Raw genomic sequence first — 25,237 nt, 5'->3', positions numbered from 1 at the left:
CCCCCTTCATGAGCGACTATTCAGTACCTCAGCAATATGCATTACTTTTACTTCTTTTCCTAAACGCTCAATACGTCCGCCAATGTTTAACAAACACCCACAATCTGCACCGATTAAATAATCTGCACCTGTTTCCATTACACTATCTACTTTTTCGTCTACCATTTGCTCAGAAATTGGAGTCATCTTAACTGAAAACGTTCCCCCAAACCCGCAACAATTTTGCACGTTTGGTAAATCTCTCACAGTTAATCCTTTTACATTTGATAATAAAATTCCTGGTGCTTCTTTTATTCCGAGCATACGTGTCATATGACATGATTTATGAATAGTAGCTATCCCTGGTAAACTTGCACCAACATCTGTAACTTTTAAAACATCTACAATAAACTGTGTAAATTCATAGGTTTTATCAGCAACTTTTTGTGCACGTTTAGCCCACTTTGGATCATCTTTGAAAACATGCGGATACTCATGAAACATTGTCGCACACGAACCAGATGGCGTAACGATATATTCTGCATCTTCGAAAGTTTCAATCATATGTTTCATCGCTTCTTTTGCTGCTTCTACATGGCCACTATTATAAGCAGGCTGGCCACAACAAACTTGTGCTTCTGGAAATTCAATTTCACAACCTAAACGCTCCAACACTTCAACTGTTGCTTTGCCGACATTTGTTTCGAACATATCGACTAAACAAGTAACAAATAAAGTAACTTTCATAACTATTACTCCCCCTTTTTACAACTTCGCCAACAAACATATGGTCATCAGATGACCGAGTAGAGAAGAAATAGGCTCAACCATGGCCTATCCTCTCCCTCTTCTAAAGAAAACGCTTACTTAATCTTTCTCTATTTTATCAGAAAATTAAATTTTTAAAAGATTAAATTACGAATTTATATCGTTTTTACCTGTGACAATATGTTCTACATTTGTTAAATGATCTAGCATTGCTTGCTGCGCTAATTCTACATCTTGTTTTAACACCGCATCATATATAACTTGATGCTCTTCTATAAGTCGTTCTGATGTCGTTTGTTCACCATATAAAATAATGCGTCTTGATTCACCAATCGTTTCAGCAATCATCTCTGAAACATGATTCATGAGTTCAAGCAAAATGTTATTATGCGAAGACTCTGCAATTCCCATATGGAATTGAAAATCGGCTTTTTCGCCAGCCTTTTCATCTCCAATGCTCTTTGCCATTTCATCTAACCAATGTTTCATATTTTGTAAATTATCTTCCGTACGTTTTGCCGCCGCTACTCGAACTGCCCCCACTTCAAGCACCTTTCGTACTTCTAATAAATTCAAAATATCTTCTTTCTTCATTAATAATCTATTGTTTAATGATTTCGTTAATGAAGAAGAATCGAAGTTCTTCACATATGTACCTTCTCCTTGTTTCATCTCAATTAAGCCCATCGCTCTTAGCGCACTTAGCGCTTCACGAACAGCAGATCTACCAACTTGAAACTGCTCAGCTAATTGATGCACAGGGAGTAGTTTGTCACCAGGTTTTAACGTACCATTTTTAATCATTGTTAAAATAGCTTCAGATACTTCTTCGTAAATTTTTTTCGGTTTAATAGATTTGTACTCCAGTTAAATCACCTCAGTATCTTCCAAACAACAATTGAAACGATTTATAAGAACTTTGCATCATAACTATTTTAGACCGAATTGATAAGAAGTACAAATGTTTTGTTCATAAAATAGTCAAGTTTTCGATATTTATTACATATTAATTTATATTTTTACGTATAAAGTGAAACTTTAATCAGTAGGGGTTTTGTTCATCCCCCACTGATTATTAGCCCTCACCAATCGGGCTTTTACGGACAGCAGGGCCTCCACCTAACTTCTTTGCTTCCGTTGAATTTTGAGGTGAGGGTCTTACTGTCCGGCAAATAGCGGGATAAATATTTTCTTCAATATAAAGAACATGTCCTAAAAATTAGAACATGCCCCCCTCATCCTGTACATTCAGTTTAATAATAACCGTTGTTCCCTTATCTTTTTCACTTTCAATTTTCCACTGTCCACCATGTATATGAACAATTTGTTTCACAATAGCAAGGCCTAAACCTGTTCCACCGTGTTGACGACTTCTCGCTTTATCAACTCGGTAAAAGCGTTCCCCAAGATTCTCCAAATGCTCTATATCAATGCCAATTCCTGTATCTTTTATTTTCAATTCACAGTAATCATCGATTTGCTCTAAAGTTATAACGATATTTCCGTTTTGATTTGTATACCGTATCGCATTATCTAACACATTATGAAGCACTTGTTGCATACGATCCTCATCAATCATGACAATGATCTCTGGATTTAAATTGGTTGAAATATGAAGTTCCTTTTCTATAAACTTAATCTCATACGTATCTAATACGTCTTCAATCAGCTGTGAAAAAACGATAGGTTGCTTCTTTAACGGAAAGTGCTCACCTTCTAATTGTGCTAAGTCTAACAAGTCATGAACGAGACGCTGCATACGACCTGCTTCTTTATGAATTAGCTGCGTTACTTTTTCCTGCTGCGGTCCCTTGGCAACGCCATCTAAAATAGCCTCGCTATACCCTTTTATATAACTAAGTGGTGTTCTAAGTTCATGCGAAACATTTGCTAAAAATTCCTTACGCTTTACATCTTCTGTTTCTAATGAATTGGCCATTTTATTAAATGCTTTTCCTAGTCGTCCAATCTCATCCTCTGAAGAAACTGTAATCCGCTCCGAGAAATCTCCCGTAGCCAAATGATTTGCAACCCGTTCCATTTGCGAAAGTGGCTTCGTAATTGCAATTATAATTTTTCTTCCAACCCATATCGTAATTAAAATCATAGCAATTGCTAACGGTGCTAAAATAAGACCCATATCATAGATTAAATCTTTTATACTTTTTAAAGGAATATACGAATAGACAATTCCGACTAATTTTTTATTTTCCAATACAGGGATGACAACCCCCATAATATTACGGTCAAAATGTTCTTCATATCCTATTTTTGTCACAGTTTTCCCATCTAATAGCGTTTGCCTATCTCCTTCACTTATAAGGGAATGATGATGCACATCAAAAGGCAAACATGCACTTAAATCACGCGGATTAGACACGAAAATAACGTCTGAACTAGATATTTGATCAAACGATCTTACTTTCTCTTCAAAAGTTGATATTCCTTCGTGCTTATCATATTGGGCAGCAAGATTTTTTCCTTCCATTACTAATGAACCTTTTAAATTATCAACGTATAGTTTTTCATACGAGTATAAAGATACGAAATAAAGAAAGGACACTGTTACACATACTGCACATACTACTGTAAGCCAAAGTTTTTGTACCATTGTAAACATACGTTACACCTCAAATTTATAGCCTACACCCCAAACAGTTTGAATGTAGTTTCCACTTTCTCCAAGCTTCAAGCGCATCGTTTTCACGTGCGTATCTACTGTTCTTGTACTTCCGGCATAATCATATCCCCATACCTTTTCAAGTAATTGCTCCCGGCTAAATACTTGTCCTGTATGCTGGCAAAGAAAATATAGTAAATCAAACTCTTTTACAGTAAGAGAAATCGACTCACCATCCGCCTCGATTCTTCTACTTTTTTCATTGATAAGAATTGGTCCAAATTGAATCTCTTCTTGCTGTTCTTGCTTTGTATATCTTCTTAGCACAGCTTCCATACGGGCAACTAATTCACCAGGACTAAACGGTTTTACAATATAGTCATCTGCTCCCATACGTAAGCCGTTCACCCTATTCCACTCTTCACCTTTTGCGGTTAAAAATATAATCGGCACATCTGACGTTTTTCTAATTTCTTTACAAACTGAAAGTCCATCCATTTCTGGCATCATTATATCTAATACAACGAAATCATAATGATCCGTTTCTAGTTTTTTAAGAGCCTCTTTTCCATTCTCAGCTTCTCCCCACTCATATCCAAAGTTATCCAAATACATTCCAACAAGCTGCCTCATATCACTTTCATCATCTACAACTAGCACTCTATATTTATTCATTTTCCTTCCCTTCCCTCTCTAAGAGTTGAAACGGTCCTTTTCCGACTTTAATTGTTTGTTTTATTTTCAAATTCTTCATATCCATAACGCACACTTCATCACTATCATAACTGGCTACATATCCTTCTGCTCCGCTCTCCAAAAATGCAAATGGATTCGACCCTACTTCTACAGAAGCTATTTCTTTATATGTGCTAATATCAAACTTTCTAAGTGTATTCGATCCATGACTGAGTGCATATACGTACTTACTATCCTTCGTTATATTCACAGGCATAAATGGAGCGTGTAAAGAACGCACCATTTCTCCACTCTGTAAAGAATACACTAACACTTTCTCATTTACTTGATTTCCATCACCATGTCCGCCAATCCATATTTCTTTCCCATCAGGACTAATCGTCGCTCCTGTTGATGCTGGCGGAATCATAAAGGATTGAATAACTTCTTTTTTCTTCGTATCAATTGTCGTTAGTTTCGTATCATAAAAGTTTAGTACAGATAACCGATTATGATACTCTACCATCGTTATAGGCCCTTTTCCTGTTGAAACATTTCCTGTCTCTTTCCCATTTATCGTAAAGAACCTTACCTTTTGAGCATTTTGATCAGCAGCAAATAATTGTTTTTTATCTGCTGATACGACCACATTTACAATGCCTTTTCCAGTTTTATATTTTTCCACTTGCCTTCCTTCCGTTAGTGAATATACATACATATATTCTAATTGCTTACCGTATACAAGTATTTCCTCACCATTTGGAAGCAGTGTGATTCCGGCCATTGGCTCATTTAGTTCCCATGTCGTGATTAACTTTTTATCTTTTTTATCAATAAAACTAATACTGCCTTCTTTTATATTCGTTGTTATAATAACATTTTTATCTTTAGCAATTGGTGTATATGAACTTCCTTGACACCCTACTAATAGAAATAAAAAACAGAGAAGAAAAACATACTTTCTCAAAAGATTCCCTCCATCTTCGGATGATTTCGTTATAATTGTAAAATAACAAATAAATGTGTGGAAAGTGTGAAATTTTCCTTTCTTACTCAATTTACATATATAATGTACAATAAATAGAATTTGAGGTGTGTCAATTATGCTATTTCCTGATTTAGCGAATAAAATTGTACGAGAAGTACGCAGACTAATTACAGAAAATATTATTATCATTAATATAGAAGGCGTTATTATCGCAAGTACAGATACAGAAAGAATTGGTCAATTTCATGAAGGTGCACTCCGCTGCGCCAAACAAAAGAAAACCGTCATCATTACAAAAGAAGATGAAAGGCGATTGCAAGGTGTAAAGGCTGGGATGAATCTTCCTTTATTATTTCATGATGAAGTAATTGGTGTCATTGGAATTACAGGAGAACCTGAAAATATTTCACGCTACGGCGAAATATTGCGTAAGATGACCGAATTATTAATTCATGAAAACTACTTTTTAGAGCAACTAGAACTTGAGCACCGTTCTTATGAAGCTTTCGTCTTTGATTGGCTTCAAAATACAGAGTGGTCCCCGAGTTTTCTTGATCGCGCCAAAACACTTGGCATTGATTTATATAAGAAAAAACAACTTATTTTGTTTTCTATTGGCAAAAATGACACGATGCTCCAGCGTAAAATATGGCAACACATACGTAATATTTTAACAAAAGAGCATCTATTTGTTCGTTGGGGAAATGATCGTTTTATTTTATTTACAGCAACGAGCTCCAAAGAGCAAACTTATCAATTTTTAAAACGGTTAAAACAAGACTGCGAAACTTTATTTTCTATTCCTTTATATATCGGGATTGGACAAACAGTTACCTCAAACAATATGAACATATGTTACGAACAAGCATTACGCGCTCTTTCTGTATCATTGGAAACGAAAAAAATTGTATTTAATGAAGATTTACGTTTAGAAATGTGTTTACAAGATATTTCTGCCGAAACGCGTGAACAATTTCTAGAGCGTACCATCGAAAACTTATTATCATTTCCTGAGCTTATGCATACTTTGCGCTTATTTATCGATTATAACCAATCTTATAAACAGACGGCTAAACAATTACATATACACATTAACACATTACATTACAGGCTAAAAAAGATTGAAGAACATACAGGACTTGATCCAAAACAATTCAAAGACTTAAACGTTTTATACTTCGCACTCCTCCTATTAGATGATCATACAAAAAAGAACGATAAAACAGATTAATCTTTAGATGATTATACATAGAAAGAATCCCTCCACTTTTTTATCATTATAATGAAAGCACTGTTACCACGTTGTTTATTATAACTAAACACGTTAACAGTTTGAGGGGGATTTCCAATGTTAGAAAAACAAATTATTCATTCATTCGTATCTATTGTTGGCGAAGATAATGTAGATACATCCAATATGGGGCGTTTAACTTATAGTTATGATGCCACTCCAAACTTCCAAGCAATGCCTGATGCAGTCATTGCTCCTCGTAATACAAATGAAGTAGCTGAAGTGTTAAAAGTATGTAACACTCACAAAATTCCTGTGTATGTGCGCGGGTCTGGAACAAATCTTTGCGCAGGAACATGTCCACTTGAAGGCGGTATCGTCCTTATTTTCCGCCATATGAACAATATTTTAGAAATTGATGAAGAAAACTTAACAATTACTGTACAAGCTGGTGTCATTACACTTGATATTATTAAAGCGGTAGAAGAAAAAGGTTTATTTTATCCACCAGATCCAAGCTCGATGAAAATTTCTACAATCGGCGGTAATATTAATGAAAACTCAGGTGGATTACGCGGTTTGAAATACGGCGTAACACGTGATTATGTAATGGGGCTTGAACTTGTCTTACCAAATGGCGATATTATTCGCACTGGTGGTAAATTAGCAAAAGATGTAGCTGGTTACGATTTAACTCGGTTATTTATCGGTTCTGAAGGAACACTTGGCGTGGTAACAGAAGCTATATTAAAACTTGTTCCTATGCCTGAAACAAAGAAAACAATGCTTGCACTATATGAAGATATTAATGAAGCTGCACGTGCTGTTTCTTCTATTATTGCAAATAAAATCATTCCAGCAACACTGGAGTTCTTAGACCAACCGACAATTGAAGTAGTAGAAGAGTTTGCGCAAATCGGTTTACCAACTGACGTAAAAGCAATTTTATTAATCGAACAAGACGGCCCGCCCGAAGTAGTCAATCGAGATATTGAAAACATGGCTAACGTTTGCCGCTCTATGAATGCAGTTGATGTTCGCATTGCAAAAGATGAAACAGAAGCAGATGCGCTTCGTACTGCTCGCCGTAGTGCTCTATCAGCGCTCGCACGATTAAAACCTACTACAATATTAGAAGATGCGACTGTACCACGTTCACAAATCGCTCCAATGGTTGAAGCTATTAATGCCATTGCAAAAAAATATAATATTCCTATTTGTACGTTTGGACACGCTGGTGATGGTAACTTACATCCAACTTGTATGACAGATGCTCGTAATGCAGAAGAAATGCACCGAGCTGAACAAGCTTTTGCTGAAATATTTGCGAAAGCAATTGAACTTGGTGGCACAATTACTGGTGAACATGGTGTTGGTGCAATGAAAGCTCCATATTTAGAAATGAAATTAGGTAAAGAAGGTATTGCAGCTATGCAAGGAATAAAGCAAGCTTTCGATCCAAACAACATTATGAACCCTGGAAAAATGTTCGCGAAAGACACTCGAAAAAGAGTGGTGGTTGAGCGATGACCACATTAAATAAAGAAAATATTCAAAAAGAATTTAAAGAACGATTAAGTGAAGATGAGCTACTTAACTGTATGCGATGCGGTTTTTGTTTACCTACTTGTCCTACCTACATTCAATCCGGATATAAAGAGTCACATTCACCACGCGGACGTATCGCATTAATGAAAGCAGTCGTTGATGGTTTAATCGAACCAGATGAAGATGTTGAAAATACATTAAACGTTTGTCTTGGTTGCCGTGCTTGTGAGCCTGTTTGTCCATCTGGTGTAAATTATGGACATTTATTAGAAGAGGCTCGAGATATTATTAATCAAAATAAAAAATTCTCAATGCCAGTGAAAGCTGTTCGAAAAGTCGTTTTTGAAGGATTATTCCCCCATCAAAATCGAATGCGAACATTAACCGGACTAATCGGATTTTATCAACGTTCTGGTTTACAAACGCTAACACATAAAACAGGTATTATGAAGTTATTCCCTGAAACACTTGCAACGATGGATCTCGTTTTACCAAAAGTCCCTAAAATGAAAGCAATGAAAGATCGTCCTTCATTTTTACCTGCAGAAAGTACAAAGAAAAAACAAGTTGCATTCTTCGCAGGCTGTTTAATGGATACGATGTTTTTAGAAACAAATAACGCAACGATGAAACTTCTTCAATTAGCTGGTTGTGATATTGTTATTCCGAAAACACAAAGTTGCTGCGGTGCATTGCATGGACATGCTGGTGAAAAGAGTGGAGCAAAAGAATTAGCAAAGCGAAATATAAAAGCATTCGAAGATTTAAACATCGACTATATTATTACGAATGCAGGAGGTTGCGGAGCTTACCTCGTAGACTATGATTATCTTTTAAAGGATGATCCGGATTGGGCTGAACGTGCTAAGCAGTTTGTTTCTAAGATTAAAGATATTACTGCTATACTAGTAGAACTAGACTTCCATAAGCGAACTGACTTACGACTCACGCCGCAGGTTATTACGTATCAAGACTCTTGTCATTTACGCAATGTTATGCGCACATCTTCTGAACCTCGTATGTTACTAGAGGCTATCCAAGGTGCAACATATCGAGAAATGAAAGATGCGGACCGCTGCTGTGGCTCTGCTGGTATTTACAATATTGTTCATTCAGAGTTATCAATGGAATTTCTAGATTACAAAATGGACCGTGTGCATGAAACAGACGCAGCAACCATTGTTACTGCAAATCCAGGTTGTTTATTACAAATGAAATTGGGCATTGAGCGAGAAGGGCTTTCTCATAAAATGAGAGGAATTCACATTGTGGATTTATTATTAGAAGCAATTGAAACTAACTCGTAATAACTCGTAACATACGTAATAATAGGAAAACGGCTATCTCCTTCGTCTATGTAAAGAGATAGCCGCTTTTTTGTCTGCTACAACATTAAAAATATGTTACTTTATTATAAAAAAGAACAACAGAAACATTACAGTTTTGTAAAAATCAATCCATTATATTCCTCAAAAAATCGCTCAAACCATTGATACAATAGGATTCTTCATTTTCTATTTAGGTAACTTTATCCAAAAATCCCCTCTTAAAACCAAGTATAAAAACACTATAAATTCCTTTTATACTCTATATTTCTCTTATTTTTGCTCCCTTCTTCTCTTAGGATAAATTAGGTAATTTTAAAGTCTATGAATTTTTTTCCATCTTTTTTCTCGCAAATTGTATGCTACGATGAATTTGTCAGTCAGACAGGCTGTCAAAAACAAATCGTGTGAAAACAAATTAAAACTTTATATAGGGGGACACACATCATGAAAAAGCGTGTTTTATTATCTGTAGCTGCTGCAACAGCTCTTACTTTAGGAGTATCTTCTCTAGATGCACAAGCTGCAACAGTACAACCATCTAACATAAAGGTTCAAAATATTCAGCATTCAAAAATGATGATGAAGCAAATGAGCCAACAAGAACTACAAGCATTCTTACAATCTATGGGAGTTGAATCATTAGCACAATGGCAACAAGGAAACTTCCAACCAAACTGCTTCATTCCTGGTCAACAACCTACTGAAAATGTTGTAACTGAGCAACCAACAGCTAAGCCAGAAACTCAAAAGCCTGCTGAGCAAAAACCTGCCGAGCAAAAGCCTGCTGAAGAAGTTCAAAAACCAGAAGCTCAAAAGCCTGCTGAAAACAACAATACGCAAAAACCTGCTGAACAAAAACCAGCTGAGCAAAAGCCTGCTGAAGAAGCAAAATCTTTAAGCGAGTTCGAACAACGTGTTGTTGAATTAACAAACGCCGAGCGTGCAAAACAAGGTTTACCAGCACTAAAAATCGATACTGAATTAAGCAAAGTAGCACGTATTAAGTCTGAAGACATGCAAAAAAACAACTACTTTGATCATAACAGCCCTACATACGGGTCTCCGTTTGACATGATGAAGAAATTTGGTATTTCTTATACATCTGCAGGTGAAAACATCGCTCAAGGCCAACGTACACCTGAAGAAGTGGTACAAGCTTGGATGAACAGCGCTGGACACCGTGCAAACATCTTAAATAACGGCTTCACTCACATCGGTGTTGGTTATGTAGAAAGCGGCAACTACTGGACACAACAATTTATTACAAAGTAAATAGATTAAAAGAGTCTTCTCATAATGAGAAGACTCTTTTTTAAGTTTCATAACTTTCTATTATATATGAATAGAAAATATATAACATAAATAGCATAGATCCACAGCTTATTACACTAAGCAATACATAAAATCCCCACTCTAAGTTCAAAAACAATGAAAACAATATGCCACATGCCATCACTTGAAAAATCCGTCTACTTACTAAACGAATTTTTTGTAATTTAATTGGGTCTTTTTCTTTGCCTTTTATTTTCTTAAATTCTTTACTCAGCATAAAAAGAAACATACTAATCCCAATCGTTAATCCTGTTTGAAAGGATATCAAATCCTCAAAATTAATAAAGAGGATAAGCATATGAATAAACAACATAAATAACGTAATTTTCTTTATAAATCCGTCTATAATACCATGCTCTCTTTCATTAAACTTAAATATATTATGTGAAATAATATACAAAAATCCATATGAAAAAATAATAAAACAAGGAATAAATGCTACAACAACTTGTTTACTCATAAACTCGTTTGGCTCACCATTTACATTCCAATGTACTGCCATACGAGTTGGTAAATAGGGATAGAGACATAGAGTAACTAAAAGACAAGCGAAAAATATTCCAAGTACATACTTATATTTGATCAAGTGATTCTCACCTCTCTTTTCTCTTAACGGCTTCGCTCCTTTTAGAGAAATCCCTGCAAAAATCTACTTTTTTCAAATTAAAACTTATACTTTACGCATTTTCTTTTTGAAATTCTCTTATTTCATTATCTAACTTTGTAGGAAACGGCACATCAACTTCAATCGCTTCTTTCGTAATTGGATGCAAGAAATTTATCTTCATCGCATGCAATGCTTGACTGGACATATATTTTGTTTGTCCACCATATAATACATCCCCAACTAGTGGATTACCATTATGGCTCATATGAACACGAATTTGATGCGTTCTACCCGTTTCTAATTGTAACGTTACGAAAGTCGTGTTTTGCTTCTTAAAATACTTTTCTACTTTATAATATGTGATAGCTTGGTCACCTTTTGGAGAAATACGACGCCTTGTAGCATGATGGCGATCCCTTCCAATAGCAGCATCAATCGTTCCTTGTTTCTTCTTTACTTTCCCTTCAACGAGCGCTGCGTACGTCCTTTTAATTTTTCGTTCCATTAATAAACGATCCATAATTGCACCAGCAATTCTATGCTTAGCAAATACGACACCACCTGTCGTATCTTTATCTAAACGATGAATATGACGCACCTTCGTCTCTAAACCTTGCATTTGAAAATGCAAAGCAACAAGATTTGCAAGCGTCCCGGTTCCACCTTTTTCAGCAGGATGTGTGTCCATTTTCTCTGGTTTATTTACGATGAGTACGTGATCATCTTCGTATACTACATGCAATTCACCATATTCTGGATTCACACCGTACTCTTCCTCCGCAAACATATGAACTTGTAACTTATCGTTCTCTTTTAAAAGCTCGTTCCATCTTCTTTGTTCTCCGTTAACCGTAACACCTTTTTCCATACGAAGCTGATGTAATAGCTTTTTCGGTATTTCCCATTCTACTTTTAATACCGATTCAATACTTATACCATTCCATTTAGCTGGAACGGTAATTTCACACCATTCGCCCTTTTTCTTTGTTTCCATACTGTTTATCACCTTATTTCTATTGATTCTCTCATTGTAACGGAAAACACACTTTGGTGCACCGTCAAAAATAGAGGACAGTCTTATAATAGACTGCCCCTCAAGCTCTAAGTCTTTTCATTTCTAACAATACTTCTTCAGCTTTTTGTTCATATGATAAATCTTTAAAGAAATCCGCCAACCTTTTATAGTCATTGTAAGCATCTAATAAATCGTCCATCCTTTCTATTTTCATCACTTGTTGTTTTTGTTTCATTTTTACTGGATAACGATAACCTGATACTTCTTGTATTTTGTAATACTCATCCTCTACTTGAACGACCTTTACAAGTTCTTCCTCCTCTGCATCCATCGTATACCCGTCAAATTCTCTAAGTAGTTCATAAATGATATGAGTCCATTCATCTTTTGGATAAAATCCCTTTTCTAACCGATAACCGACAATGCGATACATATGCCCATCGTTTTCTGCAAACTGTACTGTATCATTTAACTTAAACTTAAAATAACGAAACATTGCCTTCACCTACTTGTATGTAATGTTCTTATCACATACTATTTGCAAAATGTAGGTCTTGCTATTCATAAAAAAATGCTCATCAATATGATGAGCATTTTTTTACGATGATTTTTCTCGTTTTTTTCGAAATGGTAACCACCAATTCCAGTCTCCAAATAACTTCATTAAGCTTGGAACGAGCATAAGACGAATAATTGTTGCATCAAGAAATATTGCTAATGCCACGCCAAGCCCCATCTGCTTTACTGGTAAAATATCAGTAAATGCGAATGCACCCGTTACAACAATCATAATTAATGCAGCTGATGTAATGATTCTACTTGTTGAAACGAGCCCTTCTAACGTTGCTTGATCGTTATCTCCTGTTTCTTCATAGAGCTCGTGAATACGTGAAATAAGAAATACTTCATAATCCATACTAAGCCCAAATACGAGGCCAAAAATGAAGATTGGTAAGACAAACAGAACCGGACTCGCTTCTAAACCGAAATGACCACCTTCAAATAACCAAACAACAAGTCCAATGGTTGCACTCAAACTAAGTATATTCATAATAATTGCCTTAATTGGAATGAGTATAGATCGGAATGCAAATAATAATATAACAAAGGTCGATCCAAATATAACAGACATACCAATTACAACTTTATCTTTAATTTCATCTTCTAATTCTTGTTGAAACGTCGTCATTCCGCCTAGATAATACGTAACATTCGTTTCTTTATAGTTCTTTTTAAAGTCACGCACCCACTGTTTTGCAGTCTCTGTACGTGGTTTTGTTTTCAAAAAAACTTCTATCGTCGTCTTATTCCCTTTTGTGTATGCTTCAAATACAGGAGTTAGTTTTGCTGCTTCTGGCGACTGCAATATTCCAGCAACTTGATCTGCTTTCATTCCAGTTAACCCGTCGTATAAACTTCTTACTTCATGTACTTTTTTATCATCTTTTAACTTTTGAACGACTTCTTCTATCTTTTGTAGACTTTCTTTTTCTTTCATATCTTTTTTCGTCTCTACAACTAACGTAACATCAGCGTGTGTTTTGACAGTTTTATTAAATGCTTCTTCATACTTTTCATATGCAATCCTTGTATCACTCTTTTCAGGTAAAGCTTCAACACTAGGGAACTGCAAATTAGCTGTACGTAACGGTAATAAGCAAATAACAATAAATGTTGTAACAACAACAATCATTGCAATTGGATGTTTCATCACAAATTGTGCAAATTTACGCCATGCTTTTGCCGGCGTATGTGCTACTTGATTCTTTTTTAATATTTTTTTACCGATTAACGATAATAACGCTGGAAGAAGTGTGAGTGAGAATAAAATACTCATAATCACAACAATCATTCCGCTAATTGCGACAGATTGAATATAATCTATCTTAAAGAAAAACAAACCGGATAACCCAACAAATACGCATAATCCTGAAAATACAATTGCACGTCCTGCCGTCTGATATGTAATTGCTATCGCTTCTTTTACCGTTCGTTTAGCAACTTCCTCTCGAAAACGGTTCACAAATAATAGCGCAAAATCAATAGATAGTGCAAGTCCAATCATCGGTGCAACGTTTAACACGAAAATAGATAGTTCTTTATCCACACCGATGAAATACAATATACCCATCGTGCTAATAACACTAAGCGCTCCATTCAAAATCGGTAAAATTGATGCCAAAAGGCTACCAAACGAAAATAGTAATACAAGAAACGCAATTGGTAATCCAATCATTTCTGCTACTTTTAAATCATTTTGCGTTCTTTCATTAATCTCTTGATTAATTTTCGGAAATCCTGTAGGTGTTACTTTTAATGCTACATTACTTTCTTTCTCAATCTCATTAGCAAATTGTAATGTCTTTTCCATTCTTTCTTTATTTGTTTTCCCGGAAAATAAAATTGTCGCATAACCGATGTCATCTTGTAGCATTTCTTTATTTTGGATTGGGTGATGGAAAGATTCATAGTTCTCTTTCTCTTGAACATTCTTTACAATTTCATCTATTCGCTTTTTAAATTCCTCATGCGAAGCATCTTTATTTTTCTCAAAAACGAGCAGAAGCGTATCTTGAGACTTCTTAAAATCTTTATCTAAAATTTCTTTTGTTTTTTGATAGTCGCCTTCCGTTTGGAAACCGTCACCACCTAATACTCCCGGTAGCTTTGGAGCAAAAATCCCAAGTGCGATTGCAAGCAACAGTAACGCTACAATTACTGTATAACGAAATTGATACAAAAAAGCTCCTAACTTCCCCCACTTATCAACTTTATGAACATTTGTCTTCACACATTTTCACCTACTTTAAATAATTCAATTGTCACTTATACTGTATCATATCTTTATACAAACAAAAAACGCCTAGGAACACTATAATGATAGTTTTTCCAGGCGTTTTTTCTATCTCTCTTTATTAAGCCCCAATCTCTCAGTAAGTAAACGATGATAGTAAATAGCGATAACTAACAAAATACCACCTACGCAGTAACCAGCTAAAATATCAGTTGGGTAATGTACATTTAAAATGACTCTACTTAATCCAATCGATAGGATTACTATACCCATCAAAATCGTTATGACACATTTCCCAGCTATGCTTTTCAAATTAGCAGCAATGATATAAGCAAGAAATCCAAATGTCATAATCGATAGCATTGCATGTCCACTAGGAAAACTATATCCAAGTGCATCTAACGCTTCATTTAATGACGGACGTTCTCTCTTTACAATCTCTTTTATCCCTTTATTCACAAGATGTGTTATTAAAATCCCCATTGGATACACAATCATCGCAGCATAATAACGCTTCTTCCAAAAAACAAGCAAACTTATAACGAGCGTAGCAGCTATCCCAATTGCTGACCCCAATTTTGTAAAGTACGAGAAAAATGTAAGGGAACTTTCCGTTTGTAGCCCTTTTACTAATCCGCGGACATATGTATCCATTACTGTAACGCCACCTGCATGTACGCGCCAAGCAACAATACTAAATACAGCAAATAATAAACCGATACATATTACCTCATACTGATGTAACTTCTTCTTCAAACGATTTCCTCCTACTATGAAAAAATGCGATTTCTACTTTAGAAACCGCATTTTCTTACTTATTTACCTTTTGTTTTTAGCTCTGTCCAGTAACGATCATAGTCTTTTAACTTATCGTCTACATCAACAAGCCATTCTGTACGATCTAACTCTTCTTTCGTTAAGAAAATCATGTGATTATCACGGTATTCTTTACTATGAAGAGGATGAGCTTTTTCATTTGGATTACTGTAACCAATTGACTCATAGTTTTTCACACTTACTTTTTCATCAAGTAAGTAGTTCATAAACTTCTCAGCAAGCTCTTTATGTTTTGCACCTTTTGGAATTGCTAACGTATCAGCCCAAATTGTGCCACCTTCTTTTGGTACAACGTATTCTACATCTTTATTATCTTTTGCGATAAATGCTGCATCTCCAGACCAAACTGTTCCGATCCAAGCATCTTCTGTAATGAATTTTTGTTTAATGTTATCTGTATCAAATGCTAATAAGTTTGGAAGCAGCTTCTTTAAATCATCTGCTGCTGTCTTTAACTCTGCATCTTCTTTTGTACTGTTTGAGAACCCGTGCTTCTTAAGACCCACTCCTAATACTTCACGAGAATCGTTTAATAACGTTACATGTCCTTTATATTTCTCATTCCATAAGTCAGCCCAGCTTGTAGGTGCTTCTTTCACATACTTTTTATTGTATGCAATCCCTGTTACACCCCAAGTGTACACTAAAGAATATTTATTCTCTGGATCAAACGCAGGTGTTTTGAAATTAGAAACCATGTTTTCGATATTTGGGATATTCTTTTTATCTAACGGCGCTAATAAATCCATTTTTGCCATTGTTTTAACCATGTAATCAGATGGTTGAATTAAATCATACTTTGCGCCACCAGCTTGTAATTTCGCAAGCATTTCTTCGTTACTTGCGTACTTATCATAGTTAATTTTCACATTATACTTCTTTTCAAAATCTCTTAGCACTTGCTCATCAAAATTGTCAGCCCAGCTATAAATATTTAATTCTTCTTTCTTTTCACCACAACCAGCAAGCACACCAGCAACAAGGCTAAAGCTAATTGCTGCGCCAGCTATTCTTTTCATTAATTTCATCGGTTTATTACCCCCTCGTACTTTCTATATCGTTCGTATTATAAAGGAAGGTGTCCTCCAGAGTTTTCTTCACCATCTGCACCTTTGTTACGGAAGATTTCAGATAGAACCATTAATCCTACGATAGCAACAATTAAAATTGTAGAAAGAGCATTAATTTCTGGTGATACTCCGCGCTTAACCATACTGTAAATGTATAATGGCAATGTTGTTGATCCTGGTCCTGATACGAAGAAACTAATTACAAAATCATCAATTGATAATGTGAATGTTAATAATGCTGCTGAAATAACTCCCGGTGCAATTGCTGGGAACGTTACAAAACGAAACGTTTGCCAAGGCGTTGCTCCTAAATCATTTGCAGCTTCTTCTAAGTCACGTCCCATACTTGAAAGACGCGCAGCTAAAATAACAACAACAAACGAAATACTAAATGTAATATGTGCAATAATAATCGTTGTTTGTCCAAGTTCCATTCCTAGCTGACTGAAAAGAATTAGTAAAGATAATCCCATTAAAATATCAGGAATTAAAATTGGTAAATATACAAGGCCATTAATAGCCCCTTCGAAACGATATTTATAACGATGTAAAGCAATCGCAAAGAATACACCAAGTACCGTTGTCACAATCGTTGTTATAACTGCAATCGTAATACTATTTACAAATGCATCAATAACATCTTGTTTTTGAAATAAATCTGTATACCAATGGAATGTAAAACCTTCCCACTCCGCATTAATGCGAGAGTCGTTGAAAGAATAGACCATTAAAACCATCATTGGAAAATACAAGAATAACAAAATTAACCAAGAATAAGAAACTAAAAACTTCTTCATCTTTGCCTATTCCCCTCCGTTCTCATTATATTTATATACTTTCGTTGCACGATAATATAAGTAAATTAACAGAACAGAGAATAGAACAACGATAATCGATAACGCAGATCCAAACGGCCAGTCACGTGCACCTAAGAATTGGTTTTGAATAACGTTTCCGATTAATGCTACTTTCGATCCGCCCATCACGTCTGATACAACAAACATTCCGATAGAAGAAACGAATACTAAAATAGAACCAGTCGCAATTCCTGACATTGTCATCGGCACTGTTATATTCCAAAATGCCTTTATTGGTGTTGCTCCTAAATCATAAGCCGCTTCTAGCTTACGCTTATCCAGCTGCTCAATTGCTGCATACACTGGTAAAATCATAAATGGTAATAAAGAATAGACCATTCCGAGTATTACAGAAGGCGTATTATATAATAAATTTAACGGTTCACTAATAATGCCGAGTTTTAATAACAACGTATTCACAAGACCTTGTGAACGTAAAATAACAATCCATGCGTATGAACGAACAAGAAAGTTAATCCAAAACGGGATCGTTGCCAATAATAAAAGAATAGAACGATATTTGCGGTCAACAATTGTAATTGTATACGCAAATGGATAACCAATTAATAAACATATTACTGTAGTAATAACTGCAATCTTAACAGTTTCCCATAACGTTCCTAAGTACAATGGATCAAACACACGGGATATATTCTCCAGCGTAAATTGCATTTCTACTGTCCCGTAAGCTCCGCGCTGCATGAAGGCGAATCCTAATACGAATACGAGCGGGATTAGGAAGAAAATTAACAGCCACGCGACTGTAGGTAGTGCGAGTAATTTCCCTTTTTTCAATTTAAGGTCACCTCGTCCTCTTGCTCCCAGCCTACATATACATTATCTCCAATGCTCCACTGCGCTGCCTCTTCAGCAGTTTGATATGCCATTAGTAATTCTGATGTTTTCTCATCACGTACATAAAGCTTCTCCATATTTCCGACAAACTCGATATCTTCAATATGTCCAAGATGGTATTCTTTTAAAATTGGTTCTTCAACCGAACGTACTTTCACATTTTCAGGGCGAATTGCTACATAGCCTTCCCCATTTTTCACAATATTATTTTCACCGATGAATGTCGCAACGAACAATGTTTTCGGCTTATTATAAATTTCTTTCGGCGTTCCAATTTGTTCGATATGTCCTTTATTCATAACGACGATACGATCGCTCATGCTCATTGCTTCTTCTTGATCGTGCGTTACGTATATAAACGTAATTCCTAAATTACGTTGTAAGTTTTTCAATTCACGTTGCAAGTCTTTTCGTAACTTAAAGTCAAGCGCTCCAAGTGGCTCATCTAATAGTAATACACGCGGATTATTTACAATCGCTCTTGCAATTGCAACACGCTGCTGTTGTCCACCAGAAAGCTTAGCAGGTTTACGATTACGGAACTCAAGTAACTGCGTTAAACGCATTGCCTCTTCAGCACGCTCTTTCTGCTCTGCTGCTGATACCTTCTGCATTTTCATACCAAAACAAATATTCTTCTCTACTGTCATATGTGGGAATAGTGCGTAATGTTGGAACACTAGGTTCATATGACGCTTATATGGCGGCAAATCGTTAATTCTTTCATCATCTAATAAAAGATTCCCTTTAGTTGGAGTTTCAAATCCTGCGATCATACGAAGTAAAGTCGTTTTCCCGCAGCCACTCGGCCCTAAAATTGTTAAAAACTCTCCCTCTTTAATATCTAAAGAAAGAGGTGGGATAATCACTTGATTTCCAAAATGTTTTTCAACTGCTTCAACTTTAATAATCTTTTTCATTTTCCCGTCCTATCTACCTTAAATTTTAAATTTTTATATTCATGAATAAATATTTATGTTCTATAGACTATTTTTTGTTTCGATCCAAACAAAAATGGTTATTTAGCAAGCGTTCGTTTCTATTCTTTATGTAGTATGTTTGATTCATTTTCGCATGATACATAACGTCGAACAGAAAAACCCCTTCCATTGCGAAGGGGCTATTATCATACGGCTACGCCTACTGATAAACACCATCATCATTTTAACAACTTTCGTATGAATTTTAAAGCACTTTTTGTAGAAGAGTAACGAATTTTCATGTCGAATGCTGTAGATTGGGCTAAAATGCTTTTATAATGTGAAAAAGTCCGAAAACTTTCTTCCCCATGATAACCCCCTAATCCACTACTTCCAACACCCCCAAAAGGTAAATATGGCGTGGCAAGATGGTAGACAACATCATTAATACAGCCTCCACCATATGAAATATTACTCGTCACTTTCTTTTGTACTTCTTTATCTTCCGAAAATACATATAACGCTAACGGCTTCGGATGTTGCTGGATTGTGCCAATTACATCTTCTATATTGTCGTACTCTATGATTGGTAAAATCGGACCAAAAATTTCATCTTCCATAACAGCATCTTGCCATGTAACATCCGCTAGTACTGTCGGTTCAATATGTAATGTATCTTTCTCATAGTTTCCACCAATTACGACTTGACCATCTTGTAAAAATCCACATAATCGTTCAAAATGACGCTCACTTACAATACGCACATAATTTTCATTTTGCAAAGGTTCTTTACTATACTGCTCTGTGATTTCATGTCGCAGTGCCTCAACTAGCTGTTCTTTCACGGAAGAATGCACGTACATATAATCAGGCGCTACACATGTCTGCCCTGCATTTAAAAACTTACCCCAAACAATTCTTCTTGCTGTCATCTCTATCTTTGCATCTTTATGTACAATACAAGGACTTTTCCCGCCAAGTTCTAACGTAAGCGGCGTCAACTGTTTCGCTGCTGCTTCCATTACAACTTTTCCAACGCCAACACTACCAGTAAAGAAAATATAATCAATTGGTTCCCTCAGCAAAGATGTACTCTCTTCAACGCCACCTTCTACTACCGCTACAAGCTCTTCTGGGAATAATTCACCTAACATTCTCTTAAGCACTTTTGAAACGCTTGGCGTTAACTCTGACGGCTTTAAAACGATTGTATTTCCAGCTGCAAGTGCTCCTACAAGTGGTGCAATTGCTAATTGAAAAGGATAGTTCCACGGTGCAATAATAAGCGTCACACCATACGGCTCTGGCACTACTTTTCCTTTTGATCCAAAATGAGTGAGTGCTGTTCGAACTCGCTTCGGTTTACTCCACGATGACATATGTTTCAATTGAAAGGAAATTTCTTTTAATACATATCCAACTTCCGTTGTAAACGACTCGTGAACTGACTTATTTAAATCTAATTTCAACGCCTGAAATATTTCTTCTTCAAAATGCTGAATGCCTTCATAAAGCTTCTTCAAATTATTCTTTCTTATTTCGATGCTTCTCGTATGCCCTTTTAAAAAATATTCCTTTTGCCTACTTACAATAGAGGAAATACTCATTCACTCACCTTCTCCCACTATTTTTATCCAATTCTTTCATTATTTATATAGACTTCATATATAACAAATTTCTATTCTTAAAGTTACATTATATATGACTTTTTCAGCTATATAAAATTCATTGCTCACAAAAAAACTACCGAAAGAAAATCTCTCGGTAGTTTTACTGTATTAACGATATAAACGAACAGCACCTGCAGAATTATCATCAGCTTGTCCTACTACTTCAAATTTCAAACCAAGCTTCGGTAAAATACGTCCTGCATCTGGAATCTGTTGATTAATATACGTTTTAGAATCATCAAACTTCGGTACGCCTGCTAAGCCATCATACGTAAATGTTCCACGCGTTGGAGATACAACTTTCCAAGCTGGCGTTTTGTCGAATGAGAACGCAGCATCAGCGATTTGGAATCGTGTACTGCTCTTAACTGTTGGTTTACCATTTAAAGTACCAACAATTGCTTCTGGATGAGAATCAACAACACCAAGGAAACCGTGTCCTGGATGTACACCAACCCAGTTATCTGTATAAGCTGAATCTGCATACCATACAACCATACCAGTGTTAAATACTGGACCGCGAGCAAATTTCAACGCGTTATCTGCCCCAGCATAGTTTCTCCACTCAACATAGTAGTTATGTTTTTTCTTTTCTGTTCCGTTAGATACAACGAAACCATCTAATTTTAATTGTGGTGTACCTTCTGCATCATCAGAGAATACTACTTTACCATCTACTGTTAATGAAGCATTATCAAGAGCGAATCCATTTAATGCTAAACCACCATCAGTAATGTAATCAAATGTTAATTTTACTTTCTTGCCTTTGAATTGACTTAAATCATATGATTTGTCAATCCATTTTCCATTTGTCGAATCTGCATTTCCACTAGTTGCTTTCTCGCCAAGTCTTTCAATTAACGTTTGTTTACCATCTTCTGTTACAGCGTGTACTTCAAGGAAATCATAACCTGCTTCAATCTCATATAATGACTTGAAATCAAATTTTGCATTCGTTGCATTCGTTAAATCAAACAACGGTGTTTCCATCTTCGTATGAAGATCGTCACCTTTTGTGCTGTAATAATATTGTTTACCAAATGCTGGCTCAATTGTTTTAACATCTTTATCTGGTAAGTTAACACGAATCATACCTGGTCGATCTGATTTCGTAACACTTTGATCCAAATATGTCGCTAGACCGATACCTTTATTTAATTTCTCGTAATCTACTTCTACGATATTTGCCCAGTTACCACCAATTGTTTTTTGGAAAAACTCTTTATTTTGTGGTGAGAAACTCGTTGGCGTCGTTCCAGCGATTTTACCAGCCCAGCTTCCGCCACTCATAATAGACCAAGCTTCAATCGGCTCACCTTGACCACTATATTGTGTATCGTACTCATCTGGAAGACCTAAATCGTGACCATATTCATGTGCGAATACACCAACCGCTCCATCTTCTGGTTCAATTGTGTAGTCGAATGCTGCCATCTTTCCGCCCCAATATGGAACTTTCGCTTGTGTACCTTCAATTGGGAATGGCTTTGGTCCAACTGTCCAACGGTGCGACCAAATTGCATCATCGCCTAATTTACCACCGCCTGCTTCTTGTCCAACACCCGCATGAATAATCATTAAGTGATCGATTAAACCATCTGGTTGATTTTTATTTCCATCACCATTTACATCGTATTGATCAAATTGATCGAACTCTGATAAATCAATACCACTATCTACAGCTGCTTTTAATGCATCTTTTACTAAATCACGTGGTCCTTTTGGTCCTTTATTATCATGACCTGTCGCACCATCTGCACCGTAATCAGCAGCTTTACCAGGAACTGTTAACCATTTTGTAACTGTTCCGTCTACTGTATAACTACCGCCAGATTGCTCTTCGTAATATTGTTTAAACGTTTCGATTTTGCTTCCATCATCTAATGCGAATGGCTCATTACCGAATAACATTTTTTCATAATGTTCTTTATTAAAATCGTTAGAATACATATATCCAGGCTCTTTGTCGATATTATTATGTTTAAAGTCAGCGTACTCTACAAGTAAAACGAGTACTTTGTCTTTACGAACTTCACCGTTATAGTCTTTTTGTTTTGCTGGAGAAGTTGGCACTTTACCATTTAGTCCGCCTTTAACTGGGCCTGACGCTGCAGGTGCCCCTGTTGCTGGTTCATTTAATTTTTCTTTCGTGTCTGCTTTCGCATCTTTTACTTTCTTTAAAAAGTCGGATGCATCTTTCGTAAGCTGGTCCCCATTTGCTGCTTCTTTCCCAGGATTTTCACCCTTTTTGTTCTCTACATACTTTTCGACTGCTTTCTTTGTTTCTGTCTCTGAAGCCTTCGAATCAATTACCCCACGTTTTTTTAGCGCATCTGCTAAACGTTCTTCCGGAATTAAATGATCATCCACTGGGCTCGTAGCTGTTTTATTCACAGGCGTTTCAGCATATGCAGATTGAGTGCCAGCTCCGAATGAAAGGCCTAATACAGCTGTCAAAGCGATTGATGACAAAACTTTGAACGGTTTCTTGTTCATCCCATATTTCCTCCCCTAATAAATAATATGTATTACAAATTGAATTTTATTAAAAATTCAATATTTTTTCAATATTTAGTCATATTATGTAATGTTTTTAATATATTTGTAAAAATTTCATAGTTAGCATACGAATATATCACAATTCAACAATGTTTTCTGAAAATATTGAAAGTTTTTATCGAACAATTTATAATTTCCATAGAGGGAGTTTAATGGGGATTTTATCTTTGTTTCATCTACACAATATTTGATAATTCACTATATAAAACACAAAATCCGATTGCATTATCATGTATTTTGTAGCAGCAATTATGACCGATAATTAGGGAGGAATTACATTTGTACAAAGATAAGACAGACGCACTGGATCAAGAATGGATTGATTTAATACTTGAAGCTCTAGATGCTGGTATCGCCATGCAAGACATCGAGCAATTTTTCCAACGTATGAAGCCATCCAGTCAGGCTCAATAGGTTTGTTCTTTTTAACGAAGTTTATGTTATAATAATGACATCATAAGACAACTACATATTGATAGAAAGGTGCGCAAATATGATTGGAGAACGTATAAAACGCCTTCGTTTACAAAAAGGGATTTCATTAACTGAACTTGCCGAAAAAGCTGGCGTTGCTAAATCTTACATTAGTTCTATAGAACGAAATTTACAAAAAAACCCTTCCATTCAGTTTCTTGAAAAGATCGCAGCAGTTCTACAAATTCCAGTTGATACTTTACTTCATGATGAAAAAACAAAGGAAACTAACCTAGACTCCGAATGGACACAACTCGTTAAAGATGCAATGAACTCTGGTGTCTCCAAAGAACAATTTCGTGAATTTCTTGAATTTACAAAGTGGAAGCAAAATCAAAAATAATAATAGAAAGAAGTGCTTACAACCAGCACTTCTTTTTCTTTATAAAAAAAAAGCGGGAATACCCGCTTTTTTTTATTTTTCTTCCCCAGCTTCTTGGTTAGCATTGAATGTCCATTCTAAATTCAATGTATCACCTTGGAAGATATTTTGGTCTTTTCCGTCATCTACAAATTCAAATTGCACCCATAGATAATCCTCTGTACCAGCTGCTAATCCACCCTTTTCTCCCCACTCAGGAGCAAAGATGTCTTTAGCTAAAAGATCTGGATCAACTTTTTGTAAGTCTGCTAAAGTTGTTTCGTATACAGGCTCACTTTGTTTATCCCAGTTCCAAAGGAATTTTACTTTAACGTGCTTACCAAAGTCTTCACCAGCATTATCACCTTTTGCATCTTTAACAGTATACTTTGTTGCTAATTTAACGTCTTTAATAGTTAACGAACCGCTGTTTTGTAATAAGAACTCTTTCTTAACAGAATCCCCTGGTTTTAAATCTTTAATATCTACAAGCGTCTTAGGGTTTAATGTAAGGTCTAACGTCCCAGCTGCAAATGTATTGTTTGATACTTCTTTATCGCTAAAGAATGCAAATGTTCCTCCACCAATTAAAGCTAACCCCAATGCTGCTGATGCAACTCCCATACCTAATTTCTTTTTCAGACTCACAATCAATTCCCCCTAGCTTTTTTTTATATTTTTATCACTTATTTTTCAATAAGAGATGTAAAGAAAACTATATTAGCTTAGCTAATATGTGTTCTTTTTTA

23 protein-coding genes are annotated in these 25,237 nt (G+C 35.8%); 6 read left to right on the top strand and 17 right to left on the bottom strand.

The features are described 5' to 3' along the window. Nucleotides 1-6 precede the first annotated feature (6 nt). From AC3EMB_RS06875 to AC3EMB_RS06855, 5 genes are all read right to left on the bottom strand, one after another. Entirely contained in the window at nucleotides 7-726 is a 720-nt protein-coding gene (locus AC3EMB_RS06875) for a (Fe-S)-binding protein (protein ID WP_000869147.1), read from the bottom strand. 168 nt (nucleotides 727-894) lie between these two features. Further along, nucleotides 895-1,584 (bottom strand): FadR/GntR family transcriptional regulator, encoded by a 690-nt coding sequence (locus AC3EMB_RS06870; protein ID WP_254904515.1) that lies wholly within the window; start codon nucleotides 1,582-1,584, stop codon nucleotides 895-897. Nucleotides 1,585-1,966: 382 nt separating this feature from the next. Further along, complete coding sequence (locus AC3EMB_RS06865; protein WP_053564942.1) at nucleotides 1,967-3,367, bottom strand: sensor histidine kinase; 1,401 nt, start codon at nucleotides 3,365-3,367, stop codon at nucleotides 1,967-1,969. A gap of 3 nt (nucleotides 3,368-3,370) precedes the next feature. After that, entirely contained in the window at nucleotides 3,371-4,042 is a 672-nt protein-coding gene (locus AC3EMB_RS06860; RefSeq protein WP_001046397.1) for a response regulator transcription factor, read from the bottom strand. Next, nucleotides 4,035-5,009, bottom strand: a complete 975-nt coding sequence (locus tag AC3EMB_RS06855; RefSeq protein WP_078401488.1) for a YncE family protein — start codon at nucleotides 5,007-5,009, stop codon at nucleotides 4,035-4,037. The genes AC3EMB_RS06860 and AC3EMB_RS06855 overlap by 8 nt, the downstream gene beginning before the upstream one ends. A gap of 136 nt (nucleotides 5,010-5,145) precedes the next feature. Here AC3EMB_RS06855 and AC3EMB_RS06850 point away from each other — a divergent pair, with 136 nt between their 5' ends. The 4 genes from AC3EMB_RS06850 to AC3EMB_RS06835 all read left to right on the top strand — a co-directional run bounded on the left by AC3EMB_RS06850 (nucleotide 5,146) and on the right by AC3EMB_RS06835 (nucleotide 10,409). Beyond that, nucleotides 5,146-6,261 carry a CdaR family transcriptional regulator gene (locus AC3EMB_RS06850; protein ID WP_000898640.1) on the top strand — a complete coding sequence of 372 codons (1,116 nt, stop codon included), beginning with the start codon at nucleotides 5,146-5,148 and terminating at the stop codon, nucleotides 6,259-6,261. 117 nt (nucleotides 6,262-6,378) lie between these two features. After that, on the top strand, nucleotides 6,379-7,791 hold the full coding sequence (glcD, locus tag AC3EMB_RS06845; protein WP_000890756.1) for a glycolate oxidase subunit GlcD: 1,413 nt from the start codon (nucleotides 6,379-6,381) through the stop codon (nucleotides 7,789-7,791). Further along, entirely contained in the window at nucleotides 7,788-9,116 is a 1,329-nt protein-coding gene (locus AC3EMB_RS06840; protein ID WP_000209624.1) for a (Fe-S)-binding protein, read from the top strand. The genes glcD and AC3EMB_RS06840 overlap by 4 nt, the downstream gene beginning before the upstream one ends. 465 nt (nucleotides 9,117-9,581) lie before the next feature. Beyond that, a complete protein-coding gene (locus AC3EMB_RS06835) occupies nucleotides 9,582-10,409 on the top strand; it encodes a CAP domain-containing protein (protein ID WP_053564947.1) in 828 nt (275 codons plus the stop codon). A 40-nt stretch (nucleotides 10,410-10,449) separates the two neighbouring features. On the opposite strand, the gene AC3EMB_RS06830 is transcribed toward AC3EMB_RS06835, so the two are convergent. From AC3EMB_RS06830 to inhA1, 11 genes are all read right to left on the bottom strand, one after another. Then, complete coding sequence (locus tag AC3EMB_RS06830; RefSeq protein WP_000599010.1) at nucleotides 10,450-11,055, bottom strand: DUF1648 domain-containing protein; 606 nt, start codon at nucleotides 11,053-11,055, stop codon at nucleotides 10,450-10,452. A gap of 91 nt (nucleotides 11,056-11,146) precedes the next feature. After that, entirely contained in the window at nucleotides 11,147-12,070 is a 924-nt protein-coding gene (locus tag AC3EMB_RS06825; RefSeq protein WP_488517597.1) for an RluA family pseudouridine synthase, read from the bottom strand. Between the two features lie 100 nt (nucleotides 12,071-12,170). Next, on the bottom strand, nucleotides 12,171-12,587 hold the full coding sequence (locus tag AC3EMB_RS06820) for a hypothetical protein (protein ID WP_000490302.1): 417 nt from the start codon (nucleotides 12,585-12,587) through the stop codon (nucleotides 12,171-12,173). Between the two features lie 102 nt (nucleotides 12,588-12,689). Then, a complete protein-coding gene (locus tag AC3EMB_RS06815) occupies nucleotides 12,690-14,882 on the bottom strand; it encodes an MMPL family transporter (RefSeq protein WP_423098375.1) in 2,193 nt (730 codons plus the stop codon). Nucleotides 14,883-14,993: 111 nt separating this feature from the next. After that, nucleotides 14,994-15,641, bottom strand: a complete 648-nt coding sequence (locus AC3EMB_RS06810) for a phosphatase PAP2 family protein (protein ID WP_053564950.1) — start codon at nucleotides 15,639-15,641, stop codon at nucleotides 14,994-14,996. Nucleotides 15,642-15,700: 59 nt separating this feature from the next. Continuing rightward, nucleotides 15,701-16,750, bottom strand: coding sequence for a spermidine/putrescine ABC transporter substrate-binding protein PotD (gene potD / locus AC3EMB_RS06805; protein WP_000772490.1), 1,050 nt, complete (start codon nucleotides 16,748-16,750; stop codon nucleotides 15,701-15,703). 38 nt (nucleotides 16,751-16,788) lie between these two features. After that, nucleotides 16,789-17,589, bottom strand: coding sequence for a spermidine/putrescine ABC transporter permease PotC (potC, locus tag AC3EMB_RS06800; RefSeq protein WP_000714190.1), 801 nt, complete (start codon nucleotides 17,587-17,589; stop codon nucleotides 16,789-16,791). 6 nt (nucleotides 17,590-17,595) lie between these two features. Further along, a complete protein-coding gene (gene potB / locus AC3EMB_RS06795) occupies nucleotides 17,596-18,444 on the bottom strand; it encodes a spermidine/putrescine ABC transporter permease PotB (RefSeq protein ID WP_000715500.1) in 849 nt (282 codons plus the stop codon). After that, nucleotides 18,441-19,424, bottom strand: a complete 984-nt coding sequence (gene potA / locus AC3EMB_RS06790) for a spermidine/putrescine ABC transporter ATP-binding protein PotA (protein WP_000720333.1) — start codon at nucleotides 19,422-19,424, stop codon at nucleotides 18,441-18,443. Before potA ends, potB begins: the two co-directional genes overlap by 4 nt. 239 nt (nucleotides 19,425-19,663) lie before the next feature. Beyond that, on the bottom strand, nucleotides 19,664-21,031 hold the full coding sequence (locus tag AC3EMB_RS06785) for an aldehyde dehydrogenase (RefSeq protein WP_416474741.1): 1,368 nt from the start codon (nucleotides 21,029-21,031) through the stop codon (nucleotides 19,664-19,666). Between the two features lie 171 nt (nucleotides 21,032-21,202). Continuing rightward, complete coding sequence (inhA1, locus tag AC3EMB_RS06780; protein ID WP_089170655.1) at nucleotides 21,203-23,590, bottom strand: M6 family metalloprotease immune inhibitor InhA1; 2,388 nt, start codon at nucleotides 23,588-23,590, stop codon at nucleotides 21,203-21,205. Between the two features lie 342 nt (nucleotides 23,591-23,932). On the opposite strand from inhA1, the gene AC3EMB_RS06775 reads away from it, so the two are divergent. Next, nucleotides 23,933-24,067, top strand: a complete 135-nt coding sequence (locus AC3EMB_RS06775) for an anti-repressor SinI family protein (RefSeq protein ID WP_000276219.1) — start codon at nucleotides 23,933-23,935, stop codon at nucleotides 24,065-24,067. Nucleotides 24,068-24,146: 79 nt separating this feature from the next. Continuing rightward, the gene (locus AC3EMB_RS06770; protein ID WP_000578866.1) at nucleotides 24,147-24,470 is read left to right on the top strand and encodes a helix-turn-helix domain-containing protein; all 324 of its coding nucleotides are present in this window, start codon (nucleotides 24,147-24,149) and stop codon (nucleotides 24,468-24,470) included. A gap of 72 nt (nucleotides 24,471-24,542) precedes the next feature. Here AC3EMB_RS06770 and calY read toward each other — a convergent pair whose 3' ends face one another. Continuing rightward, complete coding sequence (gene calY, locus AC3EMB_RS06765) at nucleotides 24,543-25,136, bottom strand: biofilm matrix protein CalY (RefSeq protein ID WP_000053713.1); 594 nt, start codon at nucleotides 25,134-25,136, stop codon at nucleotides 24,543-24,545. Between the last annotated feature and the right edge of the window lie 101 nt (nucleotides 25,137-25,237).

It is taken from the genome of Bacillus sp. LQ16 (assembly GCF_057784645.1).
Note: the sequence above shows the minus strand (reverse complement) of the source record. Positions and strands in the feature narration are given on the sequence as shown.

Bases quoted from the DNA above. Each gene is read 5' to 3' on its own strand.
- AC3EMB_RS06860 (WP_001046397.1), bottom strand. From the start codon at position 4,042: ATGAATAAATATAGAGTGCTAGTTGTAGATGATGAAAGTGATATGAGG.
- AC3EMB_RS06840 (WP_000209624.1), top strand. From the start codon at position 7,788: ATGACCACATTAAATAAAGAAAATATTCAAAAAGAATTTAAAGAACGA.
- AC3EMB_RS06865 (WP_053564942.1), bottom strand. From the start codon at position 3,367: ATGTTTACAATGGTACAAAAACTTTGGCTTACAGTAGTATGTGCAGTA.
- glcD (WP_000890756.1), top strand. From the start codon at position 6,379: ATGTTAGAAAAACAAATTATTCATTCATTCGTATCTATTGTTGGCGAA.
- inhA1 (WP_089170655.1), bottom strand. From the start codon at position 23,590: ATGAACAAGAAACCGTTCAAAGTTTTGTCATCAATCGCTTTGACAGCT.
- AC3EMB_RS06820 (WP_000490302.1), bottom strand. From the start codon at position 12,587: ATGTTTCGTTATTTTAAGTTTAAGTTAAATGATACAGTACAGTTTGCA.
- AC3EMB_RS06875 (WP_000869147.1), bottom strand. From the start codon at position 726: ATGAAAGTTACTTTATTTGTTACTTGTTTAGTCGATATGTTCGAAACA.
- AC3EMB_RS06770 (WP_000578866.1), top strand. From the start codon at position 24,147: ATGATTGGAGAACGTATAAAACGCCTTCGTTTACAAAAAGGGATTTCA.
- AC3EMB_RS06785 (WP_416474741.1), bottom strand. From the start codon at position 21,031: ATGAGTATTTCCTCTATTGTAAGTAGGCAAAAGGAATATTTTTTAAAA.
- potD (WP_000772490.1), bottom strand. From the start codon at position 16,750: ATGAAATTAATGAAAAGAATAGCTGGCGCAGCAATTAGCTTTAGCCTT.
- AC3EMB_RS06835 (WP_053564947.1), top strand. From the start codon at position 9,582: ATGAAAAAGCGTGTTTTATTATCTGTAGCTGCTGCAACAGCTCTTACT.
- AC3EMB_RS06850 (WP_000898640.1), top strand. From the start codon at position 5,146: ATGCTATTTCCTGATTTAGCGAATAAAATTGTACGAGAAGTACGCAGA.
- potA (WP_000720333.1), bottom strand. From the start codon at position 19,424: ATGAAAAAGATTATTAAAGTTGAAGCAGTTGAAAAACATTTTGGAAAT.
- potC (WP_000714190.1), bottom strand. From the start codon at position 17,589: ATGAAGAAGTTTTTAGTTTCTTATTCTTGGTTAATTTTGTTATTCTTG.
- AC3EMB_RS06825 (WP_488517597.1), bottom strand. From the start codon at position 12,070: ATGGAAACAAAGAAAAAGGGCGAATGGTGTGAAATTACCGTTCCAGCT.